At 46.1% G+C, this 14,048-nt stretch carries 13 protein-coding genes and 1 tRNA gene; 4 read left to right on the forward strand and 10 right to left on the reverse strand.

Going from position 1 to position 14,048, the window contains the following annotated elements; translation table 11 throughout:
* Position 1: 1 nt before the first annotated feature.
* The 4 genes from LY264_RS19565 to LY264_RS19580 all read left to right on the forward strand — a co-directional run bounded on the left by LY264_RS19565 (position 2) and on the right by LY264_RS19580 (position 2,069).
* Positions 2–193, forward strand: coding sequence for a hypothetical protein (locus LY264_RS19565; protein WP_249457462.1), 192 nt, complete (start codon positions 2–4; stop codon positions 191–193).
* Between the two features lie 9 nt (positions 194–202).
* Complete coding sequence (locus LY264_RS19570) at positions 203–577, forward strand: hypothetical protein (RefSeq protein ID WP_201506520.1); 375 nt, start codon at positions 203–205, stop codon at positions 575–577.
* Positions 578–681: 104 nt separating this feature from the next.
* Complete coding sequence (locus LY264_RS19575) at positions 682–1,029, forward strand: helix-turn-helix domain-containing protein (RefSeq protein WP_074170635.1); 348 nt, start codon at positions 682–684, stop codon at positions 1,027–1,029.
* Positions 912–2,069: a site-specific integrase gene (locus LY264_RS19580; protein ID WP_249457682.1), complete on the forward strand. Its 1,158-nt coding sequence runs from the start codon at positions 912–914 to the stop codon at positions 2,067–2,069. The genes LY264_RS19575 and LY264_RS19580 overlap by 118 nt, the downstream gene beginning before the upstream one ends.
* 14 nt (positions 2,070–2,083) lie before the next feature.
* Here the strand turns inward: LY264_RS19580 and LY264_RS19585 are convergent.
* The 10 genes from LY264_RS19585 to proA all read right to left on the reverse strand — a co-directional run bounded on the left by LY264_RS19585 (position 2,084) and on the right by proA (position 14,046).
* Positions 2,084–2,159, reverse strand: a tRNA-Thr gene (locus LY264_RS19585).
* A 165-nt stretch (positions 2,160–2,324) separates the two neighbouring features.
* Positions 2,325–2,789, reverse strand: a complete 465-nt coding sequence (locus tag LY264_RS19590) for a methyltransferase family protein (protein WP_048214862.1) — start codon at positions 2,787–2,789, stop codon at positions 2,325–2,327.
* A 265-nt stretch (positions 2,790–3,054) separates the two neighbouring features.
* Positions 3,055–4,503: an EAL domain-containing protein gene (locus LY264_RS19595; protein WP_048226422.1), complete on the reverse strand. Its 1,449-nt coding sequence runs from the start codon at positions 4,501–4,503 to the stop codon at positions 3,055–3,057.
* A gap of 517 nt (positions 4,504–5,020) precedes the next feature.
* Entirely contained in the window at positions 5,021–5,716 is a 696-nt protein-coding gene (locus LY264_RS19600; protein ID WP_048226424.1) for a fimbrial biogenesis chaperone, read from the reverse strand.
* The gene (locus LY264_RS19605; RefSeq protein ID WP_020996605.1) at positions 5,713–7,320 is read right to left on the reverse strand and encodes a hypothetical protein; all 1,608 of its coding nucleotides are present in this window, start codon (positions 7,318–7,320) and stop codon (positions 5,713–5,715) included. Before LY264_RS19605 ends, LY264_RS19600 begins: the two co-directional genes overlap by 4 nt.
* Before the next feature lie 10 nt (positions 7,321–7,330).
* The gene (locus LY264_RS19610) at positions 7,331–9,823 is read right to left on the reverse strand and encodes a CS1-pili formation C-terminal domain-containing protein (RefSeq protein WP_048226427.1); all 2,493 of its coding nucleotides are present in this window, start codon (positions 9,821–9,823) and stop codon (positions 7,331–7,333) included.
* Positions 9,824–9,881: 58 nt separating this feature from the next.
* A complete protein-coding gene (locus LY264_RS19615) occupies positions 9,882–10,559 on the reverse strand; it encodes an EcpB family pilus assembly chaperone (RefSeq protein WP_048226429.1) in 678 nt (225 codons plus the stop codon).
* 52 nt (positions 10,560–10,611) lie between these two features.
* A complete protein-coding gene (ecpA, locus tag LY264_RS19620; RefSeq protein ID WP_003830835.1) occupies positions 10,612–11,199 on the reverse strand; it encodes a common pilus major fimbrillin subunit EcpA in 588 nt (195 codons plus the stop codon).
* 598 nt (positions 11,200–11,797) lie between these two features.
* Complete coding sequence (locus LY264_RS19625) at positions 11,798–12,517, reverse strand: Crp/Fnr family transcriptional regulator (RefSeq protein ID WP_048226431.1); 720 nt, start codon at positions 12,515–12,517, stop codon at positions 11,798–11,800.
* 278 nt (positions 12,518–12,795) lie between these two features.
* Positions 12,796–14,046: a glutamate-5-semialdehyde dehydrogenase gene (proA, locus tag LY264_RS19630; RefSeq protein WP_048226433.1), complete on the reverse strand. Its 1,251-nt coding sequence runs from the start codon at positions 14,044–14,046 to the stop codon at positions 12,796–12,798.
* Between the last annotated feature and the right edge of the window lie 2 nt (positions 14,047–14,048).

Below are 14,048 nucleotides of genomic sequence, written 5' to 3' on the forward strand. Positions count from 1 at the left end.
TATGCGTATCACCATGACGGTTAACTCAACGTTGGATATTGAGAGCGCCATCGCTGCATTGCGCAAGTTCATCAGCGAGAAGAAGCCAGATGATGGAACGAGCGATGTGTGGGGGATAGGCATTACCGGCGGCGCCTACTTTTCTGTGGGAGTTAAGCCGAACGGGAATTACACGGTTAAGCAGCAGAATTAAGGAGAGGTTATGTCAGATTTGGCAATGAAGGTTTTGAAGTGGCAGACGACAGGAAATGTCGGTGTTAGCAGTGCGACGATGGCATCCATTGCGTTAGGGCTGGAAAAGCCGTTCTACGGCAGTGGATTTGGCGCGCCACACGACCCATCAGATATGCTGCGTTGCATGAAATTGCTGGAAGCAATCCCAGAGATTCGTGACCACTTCCCCACTATCGCTAAGCGGGTGCCAACATTCAAAGGGATTATTGAACAGTGGGATGAGCTTGTTGAGGTGATGAATCGGGAATGCGTTGGCGACAACTGGCGCGCGCCGGACGCATACAACCTGATTAAAAAACTGAGAGGAGATGACGATCCGCATCGAACAATCAGATTTGCATGACGCAACTGATAGCCAGTTATGAGCTGGCTATTGGGTGCGAATGCACTGCCACGTTATCCCCCATTTGCCCGGTTAGCCGGGCTTCTTTTTGCCTGGAGTATCCGATGGAAGAAATAATTTTCACCCGCGACGAGGCGGCAAACTTCCTGCGCGTCAGTGAAGGGACTGTGGCCGAATGGATAAAATCTGGAAGACTCGCCGCTACCCGCAAAAATCCCGCTAAAAAGAAAAGTCCATATCTCATCTGCAAGACAGATTGCATTGCAGCGTTGAAGAACACGATCCACAATCAGCCGGTGAATGCGGTTGATGTGCAGGAGGGTAAAGCATGTCAATCAAACAACGTGCCGGTACGTGGCACTGCGACTTCGTTACGCCTGGTGGCGTCAGAATTAGACGGTCTCTTGGCACAACGGACAAAAGGCAAGCGCAGGAACTCCATGATCAGCTAAAAGCTGAAGCGTGGCGTGTAGACAAGATGGGGGAATATAAGGCGCACACTTTTGATGAAGCATGTGTGCGCTGGCTGAACGAGAAGCAGCATAAGAAGAGCCTGGACGATGATAAAAGCCGGATCGGATTCTGGCTTATGCATTTCCGGGGAATGGACCTGTCCGAGATTACAGAGGATAAAATTCTCTCGGCCGCCAGTGGAATGGTAAACAGGAAGCACAGACTTAATTGGGAGTCACGGAGGGATAGTTGCCTCAGGATGGGTAAGCCTGTTCCCGAGTACAAGGAAAAGCCAGCAGCACAGGCAACCAGAACAACACACCTTTCTTTCATTCGGGCTTTGCTCAGATGTGCGGCTAACGAATGGCGATGGATAGCAAAAGCGCCGAATATCAAATGCCCGGTGCCGAAAAATAAGCGTATTCGCTGGCTAACCAAAGAGGAAGCGGCGAACCTGATCCGGGAGCTTCCAGAGCATATGAAGCCAGTTGTTATTTTTGCACTGGCGACGGGGCTGCGCAGGTCGAACATCACAGATCTGGAGTGGTCGCAAATTGATATGCAGAGGAAGGTCGCGTGGATTCACCCCGAGGATGCTAAAGCAGGAAGGGCAATTGGGGTCGCCCTGAACGAATCGGCCTGCAAGGTGCTGCGGGATCAATTGGGGAAACATAACCGGTGGGTCTTTGTTCACACTGAATCATCCGTTCGCCCGGATGGAACGAGAACAAAGGCGGTGCGCAAAATGCGGTCTGATGCTAACACGGCATGGCGCGCGGCGTTAAGGCGGGCGGGAATAGAAAATTTCCGTTTCCATGACCTGCGGCACACCTGGGCAAGCTGGCTTGTACAGTCCGGCGTGCCACTCAGTGCGCTACAGGAAATGGGCGGGTGGGAAAGTATCGAGATGGTGCAGCGTTATGCACATCTGGCACCGAATCACCTGACGCAGCATGCCATGCAAATCGACTCATTCCTGGCGGGGAATGGCACAAATATGGCACAAGGCGCTTTTGCTGAGCTGGTGAATATCGCGTGAGGCCGCGTGGTTACTGGTGCCGATAATAGGAGTCGAACCTACGACCTTCGCATTACGAATGCGCTGCTCTACCAACTGAGCTATATCGGCCCTGATAAGGACATGCCCACGAATGTGAACACGGGGTAGAAGGTTAAAACTAACCGGGCGATGCGTCAATGGCCTTGCGAATCAAACGCCTATTTTTGCATCATCCGGATTCAATTACGCACGAATCGTGTCGTCACTGGCTTCCTTGTACGCGGCAAGGGAATTCTATAACCAGCGGCGAACACGCTGCTCATAGCGTTTCCATTCCAGCCCGAAATGTTTTCGCAGTTGTTCCTCTTCAAAATCAATATGCAATCTGGCAACCACTAGCATAAACAGCGGTGCAGCCAATATTCCAATCAGGCTACCGACGTAAAGAGCAAAAGCTAACTGGAGTCCACTCATTCCAAGATAGATTGGATTGCGGCTCCAGGCATAACATCCGCCAGTAACAAGTGTGGTGGATTTCTCTGCATGCAGTGGGTTTAGCGTCGTACGTTTCTTCCGCATCTGCCACGCGGTATGCAGTATCATCGCCAGACTGACGCTAGCCAACAATGCACTTATTACGATAGTCACCGCGCCAAATGTGAAACGCGGGATCGCCGTCAACGCATCCGCGATGAGGAATAATAATAGGATGAGTGGTGGTGGAAGCCAGACTCTTAATTTTGTCAGGAAAGGACGCATGGCTACGGGCTAACCTCAGTACCTGTTTGATTAACGCTGATATCACTATAAATACCCCGTTTAAGATACATAAACAAACGGTGCATACTTCACTGTAGGACTTTTTACTTAACCAGACAGACAGGCAGCGATGCAAAGACGCCAATACCAGAGGCGTCTGCCCCTGGTGTTCAGGAAAAAATCATGCTGCAGGCCATGTCAGCTCAGAGCACATACTCGTTTAAAGGTTTTACCCTTCATATGTAAAAACCGTGTCAAAAATGAATTACGTAGATAAAGGTGAATCCGACGCTGATTCAAACAAATCTACAGACTGCTGGTAATACCGGATAAAATCATTAAATGTCACTGGCGGTAGAAACTGATACCCCTGCAGATAGTCAACATTATTTTTTCCCAGCCATTGTTGCTGATAGTCATTTTCAACGCCCTCGGCCACCGTACGTAACCCCAGAAGTCCTGAAAGGTGAGTAATTGACTCGAGCATAGGGATATATTGATCAACCTCTTTAATTTCCTTAATGAAGCTTTTATCAATTTTGATTACATCCAGGTCTAACTCATTGAGATAGCAGAGATTAGCGTATCCAGTACCAAAATCATCCAAAGCAAACAACACACCTTTATTTCGTAACGAACGAATAAGTTCTTTGATTGCAGGAGTGATCGTGAACGTCTGGTTCTCTGTTATCTCTATCATCAATTTTATCGGCAGACCTTGCGTTATCTCCATAAAATTAAGGCATTCCCAATAGAATACGGGATTATTTAAACCTGACGGACTGACATTAAAAGAAACGAACAGAGTTTTATTAATGCTTGCGCCTCCAGAGACCAGATTGCGCGCAACAGCGGTCATTAAATAGCTAGTTAACTCATTGATTAAGCCACTTTTTTCAGCCAATGGAATAAACTCTCGCTGAGAAATAGCATAGTTATGTCCCTGTGGCCAACGAGCCAAGACCTCAACACCACAAACATCGCCCCTGATATTCACGATGGGCTGAAAATAAGGAATGATCTCCTCATTCCTTATTGCCATACTCAGTCTACTAGTATCCGAAACATCATATGCGTCAGTGTAAACTGCATCCCCATTCACATTATTATTGATTATAGAGCTTTCATTTAATAAATTATTTCGGGTTAAAAAGATAACAGTTTCATTAAAATTGGAAAAGCCGAGGCGAGCAGTAATTTTATCCCGATAACGATACACTGACTTAATTGTTAGCGAATTAGCAATACAGAAATCATGCAGTTTTTCTTTTGTGAATGATGAATACAGCATTTCTTCTTCAAATTCAGTCAAGTTAAAAGTAAACATCGGTGAATCTTTATTGACTTCCACAACTTTGTTAGGTGCCAATAGACTCTCTTTTAATTGAGCGATCAACTGCTCCGACAATTCCCCCCCATTGATAAAGGAATATTCTTCATATCCCCGATTAACAGGCAGGGTTTCGCACATCCGCAGAACAATACAGTGTATGTTGATGAACTGTGTACTGTTTCTCTGAAGCCATTTTTTGACCAATAATAATGGCAACCGGTTATCGATCACCAGCAAGCAGGACGGATATTGCGACATAACTGACTGCGTGCCAGAAATAAATGTCCGTGCATCGATCAATACCAGATTTGGTAACCATGCTTTTATTCCTGAAAAAAGGAAAGTATCATAACTGAGCAGAAAAATTCTTTTCGTATTCATAGTTATCACCAACTTAAATTTATGGCATAGCAGGTCCCTCGCTCTATTCACGAGAGAATATACAACACCTTCGACCTCCAATAATCATAAGGCGATTCGTGATATAACTTTATCCATAAGCCATATCACGTAAATTCAGAATTTATAATCACAGTTATCCATATGAGTATTCTCATCACACCGTAAGTTCCATTTAAAAATTGAAAAAGAAAAATCTCCATTTCTTAATCAGTACAAATCCCTTTACTCACTTTCACTTCATTACAAAACAAAAAACTATAAATACAAAATTTACAAAACATATAACTACAATGACCAACAGAATAACATACTACCGTAGTTTATGCTGACCGGCAAACTAAGAGAGGATGTCGTAGATCTTGTATTCATAAACATTTCCGGCAATATGCGCGACATATTGTTTCATCGACTCTAAATTTATTGCTACATTTTCTATAGCGAGTGACAGTATAGGTTCAATATATAATCAGGGCATATTGGTTCAGACCCAACACCCTTAATGATTAAGCTTTAAGCAACCCTGACCCACGGGTAGGTATTTCTGCAACGCTACGATAAATTTCCGGTTTTTTGTTTTCAACTCACTACTATGCCAGGTTTCCCCCGGTAACACATAACGCATGGTGGCTTCATCATCAGTTGAGTGACACCCCTGGTGTACGATAATTTTGAAAAAAGTATTCCCTGTGTTTTTCAACGTCCCGTTTATCTCATCAATGGTGTAGGCCAGGTTCATTTTCCTCGGACGAACGACCAATATGGTATCCATAGCGATCACCGGGAGAGCCTGTCCGCCTTTCCCTTGATTACGCTCGGTAAACAGCGTTATCGGCATTTCACGAAACAGTATTCGGTAATAGCGTTCTTTATCATCCTGCGGGCCACGATAGAAAATCTTAAAAAACTCACTTGCCTGCGGTGCCAGTGAAAAACGGAGCGGAGTAAACAAAAGTTCGCCTTCGGCAATAGCACTTCTGTTTTCACCTCCCGGTCCCGGTTTATCTATTTTAACTGCGCTAATACTGTACACGTTCTGTTTCTGGCTATCGTTATAGATTCGTTTACTGATAAATGATTTATCCGATGGCATCTCATAAATAGTCGACTCCAGATAGACTGCCTGTGCGGAGAACACTGCCAGCCCGGAAAGCAAGGCCAATATCCATCTTAGCGCCAAACGGCAGTGGCTCATGGCGTCACTCCCACCCAGTTCGCCGTCACTTTGATCTCTCCGCTGGCACTGACAACACCTTCCCAATCCGCCCCAGAAACGGTCAACATCGAACGCGAATCATTCATTGGGAAAAGCAATTTCAAATCAGTCGCAAAATAGCTTCCATCATCTGTATTATTTGCGTCCCAGGGCGTCTGTTGCCATTGCGCATCTCTCATGCTGATTGCCGCTTCACTGCAGCTATTTCGTTTTTGCACCACGCCCCCCGACTCACTGTTGTATTGCAGAAAGGCGGGAATTGGGACGGACAGCCCGCCTTGCGCAGACGTAAACAGGCAGTAAGGCACATTGTTTATCGTCGTACTTTCCCCAATAACTTGTGCGGTAATGCTATCAGCCTGACGAGGCCCCGAGACCGTCACGGTGTAATCCATTTCAATCGGAGCGGTCTCGCCAATTGTGCCGCTGCCGCTTGCCGAGGTGCTGTTATCCGATGAGATAATACTGATCCCATATTCCTTTGGCACAATATTGAGCTGTAGCGAAGGAGTAAACTGGTAATACCCCGACTCTGGCGTCACGCTATTTGTAAAAGCAAATGTAAATGGTTGGCTGTTGGTGATACTGACGCCACTGTCCACCATATTTTTCAGGAATGTTTTCGACAAAAAAACATAGACATACTCGCCACCATTACTAAAAACATTATAATAAATCGACGTCGAGCTAAAATTAGTCCAGGATTGACCATCACCAGAATATTTAATTGTGGCAGCTGCCGGTGTAAAACCAAGCAAACCGCTATCCGCATACATACGAATACGTAGTGAAGCCGTCAGGTTGCTGGTTTGATTTAAATTGTATGAAATCATCTTACAGATAACGCCATCTTCACGACTGACCACACCCAGCTCACAATAACCACTGTCTTTAGTGATGCTCGGCGTACCATCACTGGCAACCCATAACTCCTGAAATGCATTGGTAGAAACCAAAGACAAATGACCTATTTTATTTAATGTATAAGGTCTGATGTACCAATTACCGCTGCTCTGGTCTTTACAACGCTGTCCAGCCGCATAATCATAGTCAATCGTGGTTCGACAAAAATTAAGGTTATATGTCTCTGCGCTTCCGACCGACATATTGCGGAAGTATTCATACGCCGAGTCTGTCAGCGATGCAAAACCATAGTATCCACCGGCGATCCCGGATCCGGTTGCTTTAGTGTGATAAAAACCAAATTGATCGGTTAGCTCGGCAGCAATGTAGCCAGATGCTGGGCAATTAGCACCAGTGGTGCAACGAATACCCCGGAATGGTTCACTGATTGGCGAATTATCAATCCACATATCCTTATAATATGAGGTATTGGCCACCCAGCCAACGATACCTATGTATCCCAGGCTATCCTGATCGTTTCCATATTTTACCCAGGTGTTCGACCCGCTAATGCGGGGATCAAGAGAGGAAGGTGTAATAAAGTATTCGTTATCAACATTGTTTTCTATAAACAAATAATTGTTATTGACTGCTGCCTGAGTGGATGCCGAGAGCGCCCAGGCAGATGGGGATAACACGGCAAAGGCACACCCAAAAATAAGAGATAGAGATTTATTCATTATTAATACCTTATCGTTGTGCCATCGTGGTTTGCGTTGCACATTTCACATCGCCAACCCACGCCGCGCCGCGTGCTTTTTCCAGATCCAGATCGGCTTCACATACCCCGCCATTGGCAGAAATTAACGTAATAACCGGATACTTTTTATCAATATCGATAGCAAACTCACCTTTTGCATCCGTACGTGTTTTACCGATGTGGTTATGAATATCGGTATTTGCAGCCAACTGTCCATCGGGATAACGAATGCGACCGAATACGGTGACCATGCTTTTCACTTCAGGGTTGATAACGCCAACGTTGCCCGGATAAAGCGTCAGTTCCTGTTTGCGCCCTGAAACAATATCGAAGCTGTCTTCAGAATTTTTATCATTAAGGATCTCCAGCTTGTACTGAGCATAAGGCGGCAACGCAATAAAATTTGATTTACCGCTGAGAAGATAATTGCGGTTATTAATCTTCGCAGCCAGTTTCCCCTCGCCGGTCAAATCTGTTTTTACGATAACGCCAGAACGCTGTCTCTCTTTACTCAGACCGAAGTCTTTACCTGCCCATGCCAGAGAACCTTGGGAAGAGAAGTTCATATTGGTGGAGTTGTCAGCAGAACGTGTTACCGATACGGTGCCAGCGTTATATTTCGTGTCATAACTTAGATTGCCGTTTACCGAATAATTATTGTCGTAATACTGTTCACCACTCAGACGCGTTGATGCCGATAATCCGACCGATTTAATCGGCCCTTCAGCATACTGTTTTCGTGCACTGAGATTACCTTGGGTGCTGCCATAGCGATCTCGGGAGACGCCCATGCTCAACCAGGTCGCCAACGGCAACGATAAGTCCAGGCTGACATAACGTTCCTGTCGCCCATCGTCATTTCGGTTGTTGTAGTAATAACGCTGAATTCCTGCACGTAACCCAATCGTGGCATACCTTCCCGAATAGAGAGTCGTGTTGTAATCCAGATTACGGTATTTATTGCCTGAGTAACGATTCTCCGTCTGACTAACGGTGAGTGAACCACCATGAGGAATAAACTTTCCGAGGTTAAGAGTTCCGCCAATGGAATAGTTATCACGCTCCTGCATAGGCAAGCGATCGCCAATTTTACTGTCTTCACGAGATGCCCAAAGGGAACCATATCCCTCAGGGACATTGAGATTAATGTTACTGATGTTTCGCCATGATGAATCGTTCGCTACCAACATCTGATTGCCAATACTGACGTATTCATTCACATTCAGCGTGACATCCGTTTCATTAACCGCATTGTTGTCAAAACCGTAGATCGTTGATTTCAGGCCCAGCCCCGACAATATCGTCAGCGTCACCGATGCCGCCCCCCCGGCAATCCAGGTCTGCTCATTACCCAAATCCTGATAGTGGTTACGCTTATAGCTCACCCGATCATAATCCAGCGAACCACCAAAAAACTGCCATGAGAGCTGATGAATGCCGGCAGCTTGTTGGCGAGCAAAGATCTTATTAACCCGGCTGACACGACTATTAATTGTCCGCCCATTGACCACGATATCTACCGTGACGTCGTAAACACCATACGGAAAGCGACTGGTATCAATTTCATAGCTGCCCATATTAAAGTTCTGCACGCTGAGCAAACGTCCATCGCGGAAGACATGAACCTCACCAGCGGCTGGCAAAAATACGGTAATCGGCGTGAGTGAAAGTGCGGTATTCTCAACAACCGTACTTCCTTTGTTCCCGTAGCTCACACCGTAAATTTTCCCACCATTCAGCGCATTCAGGCTGGCAATAGACTGGACATTCCATGTATCAAGCATCCCCAGCGCCAGTCGATACCCTTCATAATCGCGCTCATACATCGCACGATAAAGTTTACTGGTACCATTGCTGTCACCGATGCCGTAAAACGAACCGTTAACATTAATGTGGTGCTCCCGCAGCGATGTTGTATTGTCCATCGTCAGATAGCTGCGGGTACTGCTGCCATTTCGGTAATCGTTGTAGTAGGTACCAAAGTTGTAGTTCAGGACGTTAGACAGAGTTTCAACGCTGGAAGGTCCAAGCAAGCTACTACGCGCGACAATCGCTTCAGTTAACGCATCTTTGCTGACAATCATCTCCAGGTGAAATGATGAGACATTAAGTTGCAGTCGAGCATCATCTGACAGTTCAATATTCGTATTATCGTGAAACTTTACATCACGGATTTTTTCCACTAACGCGCGGGTTTTCTCGGATAACACAGCATTATTGGGCAATTCAGCAAGAGTCAGTGCTTTAACTGTAATATTGCCATCAACAAGCGAAATCACCGCATCGGCAATTTTTTGCTGACTTTTCTCATCAGTCTCGTTGTAACGTATATATACCGGCACCGTCATTCCCTGCTCCAGTGAACGGGCGAAAGCGCTGGGAATAACGTAATTACCCACTTTTACTGGGGCTGCATGTGAAGTTCCTGGTGTCAGCGCAAGAAAAAGACAAATGCTACCGCCAACAATATATGTTGTTGTCATATGCATCCTTACAATCCGGTATTTTTATTTATCCCGTACAGATGGCTGCTATTGACCATCACTTCACTGTAATAAACTGCTTACCGTGCCAGATACCGATGCGTGAGCGGCTATTACTAATGTCGGTGAACTGCAGTTTTATTTTTGTACCTGGCATAATGTAATAACGTTCACGACAGCCCCGCCCCTGATCGCGAGCATTATCTTTGCAAGCCCCATAGGCGATTACTCGAAATGAAACATTGCCAGTATTGCTAATAACATCACCATTACGGTTATATTCAAAACGCTCTTTTCGCGGCGCAACGACCAAGATTGTGCCAATTTCTGCTGACGCTGTCGCAACAGCCAATTTATTGGCCCTGGTTTCCGCGCTCTCGGTGACCGGCTCATCTATCCATTGCAGACGATAATAACGCTCGATATCATCAACTGGCCCTTTATAAAAGAAGCGAAAAACATCCTTTGCCTGACCAGGCAGAATTAGATTGGCAGGCGTAGAGAGTAATTCCCCGGAATTAACGGGTTTTATTTCGACTCCGCCCGCTAAAGGTGATGACAGTTTTTTTACCGATACGCTGACATAACGAGCCGAATCTGTCGTATTAGTAATTTCTTTCGATAATGAACTCTCAGAAGAAGTCATTATCGACGTGATATCACCAACGTTAATTGCCCAGCTGGAAAAAGAGATTACCAACCCTACCAACATTGCTGCCGGTAAATATTTATTCATGACACCATTCCTGATAAATTCGGGAGAATTTCTCCTCCCGAAATTTTATTTCTTAGGCGGACGGAGTCGTCCAGGTTGCATTGAACTGTACTTTTACATCACCAGTCCAATAGCCGTCTGGCAGTGCAGAGTAATCCGTTACCGGCGTGCTTCCATCAGAAGTCGCAGACGCAATGGTGAATTTGAAGTTGGATTGATCGCTGACGCGGTCAGCACCGTTGTAAGCGCCATCAGCCATCAGGCTTTCAAGACCAGAAGTCGAGCTGGAATTTACCAGGACAGTATCTGATGAATTAGTCAACGCGGTGCCATTCCATGCCACCCCTACGTTCAGGGTAGACGCATCACCACTGGCGTTGGTCAGAGTATTGCTAATAATCTGAGCGGTCAGTTCAAAATCAGTTGCCGTTTCCTGGCCCTGAATAGTCACATCAAACGCGCCATCCTGGGAGTTGAAGCCATTCAGACCTTCCGCATACTGGAAAGTCAAAGAGTTTAGCGGAGTGACGACCAACATGCTGGTGGTATCTTTTGTTGCCGTCGCGTCCCACGAGGCCGTTGCAGAAGCAGTGACATCTGCCATTGCATTTGCCGCAACAAATACAGACGCCAGAGAGGTCACTAATAATAATTTTTTCATTTTTATCTTCTCCTAAGAACAAACTCACCACCGAGTCTTATTATTAAGTCACTCCAGCGGTTCCATTAATTGCGAGCCATAATTGCCGCGCCCAAAAATTATCATTTGAATTAAGTAACATCTCAACAAACCCTGAAACGCAAAAATTACAAAAAGACTAAGAATTTTCCCACTAAAACGATAATATAAGAAGTTTCCTAAGTTTAATTTACTTAAATAACACCATGACTCAGAACTATCACCCAAATAAATAAGACAAATCAAACAATTCATCTTTTTTATGTTTTTGATAAATATCAAAAAGATCATACAAATACAACGAGAGTAAAACCCTTACAAAACATAAAGATAATTAACACCTCCATAGTTTCTCTATAATGCTTATTATTTGTTGCAATTATGCTAAATTTTTAACGCCGCAAGAAAATTCTCATGATATATCCATTTGCACGGGAATATTCTTATAAATAAATCATTCACCTACAGAAACTACATTCTAATTGATAATTATTTGACAAAATTAAAACCAGGAATTTTCCATATAAAATGAATATTCCTGGCTTATCAGAAGAGATAATGATTATCGTTAAATAGAAAATTAGATAAAACGTTTTAAACCAAGATAACTATTAATTGTTACGGTACGTACCCTATGTAAGGTAATCAAATTCTGCTGTTCAAGTGATTTTAATGAGCGGCTAACGGTTTCAATTTTAAGATCGAGATAACTGGCAATTTCCTCCCGAGAAAATGGCAAGCGAAGCGTCGTTTCTGGCCTGCCGATGCGTAAATGCATCTCGTAAAATTCCACCAGGAAAGCCGCGATCCTGGCCTCAGCATGTTTATTCGCATAGCGCCGCAGTTTTTCAACAATGAATCCATTGTCCCTGCAGAGAAACTTGATGACTGCGGCAGCTACCGAAGGCTCCTTCTCTGCTACCTTGAACAACCGCGCAATATCAATGTGGCAAACCTCTGCAGCCGTTGCGGCCTGGATAGTTGTCAGGTACTTCCCCCCTTCGACAGCATCCAGCGCCATGATATCTCCCGGAACATAAAAGCGGCTGATAAAAACGTTATCGCCACATTCCACGCTGGACTTGCAGTACCCCTCATGGATAACAAAAAGCATATCCGCGGTTTCATCCTGCCGAGCGAGTATCTCCCCAGCTTTAAACCGCCTTCTTTTGTCTATTAATTTGTATTGATTATCACGATCAATCGCCGCTCCCTTTGGGCACAGCGAACAATGACGGGGAGGAAACGGGTTGCCAAGCGGCACAACAGGAATGCTTAGTTTGTGAATATCCGATTTCACGCAACAACTCCTCATAAAAATGAGATTGATTCTAATAGATCGGGCCATGGGAACAATATGTGAAACGAAGACCAGGAAAATTCATGCAGGCAGGGAAAATTCTGTGATACGCCGCCTTTCTGGCGTCAGAGAATGCATAGGTCAGAACCAGACTGGTGCGGATGATGTTAAAAACGCAGGATAAAAAATGCGGCAGCGGGGTGAAGGTTAGAATTAACTGGGTGATGCCTTAATAGCTGTTTAAATCAGATGGCTATTATTGCATCACCCAGTTTCAATTACGCACGAACCGTGTCGTCACCGAAGCCAATCCACTTATATGTGGTCAGTGCTTCCAGTCCCATTGGGCCACGTGCATGCAGTTTTTGCGTGCTCACCGCCACTTCCGCACCCAGTCCGAACTGGCCGCCATCGGTAAAACGAGTAGAGGCGTTTACATACACGGCAGAAGAGTCCACTTCATTCACGAAACGGTTGGCGTTGCTGAGCGTGCGCGTCAGTATGGCGTCCGAGTGCTGGGTACCGTGTTCGCGAATATGGGCGATAGCACCATCCATATTTTCGACCACCACAACATTCAGATCCAGAGACAGAAACTCGTTATCCAGCTCTTCCGGTTTTAGTGGCACCAGTTTGGCAGGGCCATGCAGAACCTGCATCACGATTTCATCACCGTGCAGCGTAACACCGCTATCCGCCATCTTTTGGCTTAACGCAGGCAGGAAACGCTCAGCAATATCCTGATGCACCAGCAGAGTTTCTACAGTGTTACAGGTGCTTGGACGCTGGGTTTTAGCGTTAACGATAATCTTCAGGGCCGGGGCGATCTCCGCGGTATCATCAACATAAATATGGCATACGCCAATACCGCCGGTGATGACCGGGATGGTCGACTGTTCACGGCACAGCTTATGCAGACCCGCGCCACCGCGAGGGATCAGCATATCGATGTACTTATCCATTCGCAGCATTTCGGCGACCAGCGCGCGGTCCGGGTTATCAATTGACTGTACGGCAGCCGCGGGTAAACCGCAGGCTTCCAGCGCCTTTTGGATAACCGCCACGGTGGCGGCGTTGGTCCGGTAGGTCTCTTTCCCACCGCGCAGAATCACCGCATTGCCGGTTTTCAGGCACAGTGAGGCAACATCAACGGTGACGTTTGGACGCGCTTCATAAATCACGCCAATCACGCCCAGCGGGACGCGACGACGCTCCAGACGCAGACCGCTATCCAGCATGCCGCCGTCAATCACCTGCCCTACCGGGTCGGCAAGATTACAGACCTGGCGCACATCGTCAGCAATCGCTTTCAGACGCGCCGGCGTCAGCGCCAGGCGGTCGAGCATCGCTTCGCTCAGGCCGTTGGCTCGCGCCTGCTCAACATCTTGTATGTTCGCGCTGAGGATGCTTTCCGTTTGCGCTTCCAGCTCATCAGCAATGGTTTCCAGTACGCGATTTTTTTCGCGACTGGAGAGCAGCGCCAGCTTGTATGACGCGGCTTTGGCAGCAATGCCCATTTGTTCCAGCATAT

Origin of the sequence: Citrobacter portucalensis, from assembly GCF_023374935.1 — a bacterium.
Taxonomy (GTDB): Bacteria; Pseudomonadota; Gammaproteobacteria; order Enterobacterales; family Enterobacteriaceae; genus Citrobacter; species Citrobacter portucalensis.

Excerpts from the sequence above, each read along its gene's own strand:
- LY264_RS19565 (WP_249457462.1), top strand. The coding sequence starts at position 2 with ATGCGTATCACCATGACGGTTAACTCAACGTTGGATATTGAGAGCGCC.
- LY264_RS19570 (WP_201506520.1), top strand. The coding sequence starts at position 203 with ATGTCAGATTTGGCAATGAAGGTTTTGAAGTGGCAGACGACAGGAAAT.
- LY264_RS19575 (WP_074170635.1), top strand. The coding sequence starts at position 682 with ATGGAAGAAATAATTTTCACCCGCGACGAGGCGGCAAACTTCCTGCGC.
- LY264_RS19590 (WP_048214862.1), bottom strand. The coding sequence starts at position 2,789 with ATGCGTCCTTTCCTGACAAAATTAAGAGTCTGGCTTCCACCACCACTC.
- LY264_RS19595 (WP_048226422.1), bottom strand. The coding sequence starts at position 4,503 with ATGAATACGAAAAGAATTTTTCTGCTCAGTTATGATACTTTCCTTTTT.
- LY264_RS19600 (WP_048226424.1), bottom strand. The coding sequence starts at position 5,716 with ATGAGCCACTGCCGTTTGGCGCTAAGATGGATATTGGCCTTGCTTTCC.
- LY264_RS19605 (WP_020996605.1), bottom strand. The coding sequence starts at position 7,320 with ATGAATAAATCTCTATCTCTTATTTTTGGGTGTGCCTTTGCCGTGTTA.
- LY264_RS19610 (WP_048226427.1), bottom strand. The coding sequence starts at position 9,823 with ATGACAACAACATATATTGTTGGCGGTAGCATTTGTCTTTTTCTTGCG.
- LY264_RS19615 (WP_048226429.1), bottom strand. The coding sequence starts at position 10,559 with ATGAATAAATATTTACCGGCAGCAATGTTGGTAGGGTTGGTAATCTCT.
- ecpA (WP_003830835.1), bottom strand. The coding sequence starts at position 11,199 with ATGAAAAAATTATTATTAGTGACCTCTCTGGCGTCTGTATTTGTTGCG.
- proA (WP_048226433.1), bottom strand. The coding sequence starts at position 14,046 with ATGCTGGAACAAATGGGCATTGCTGCCAAAGCCGCGTCATACAAGCTG.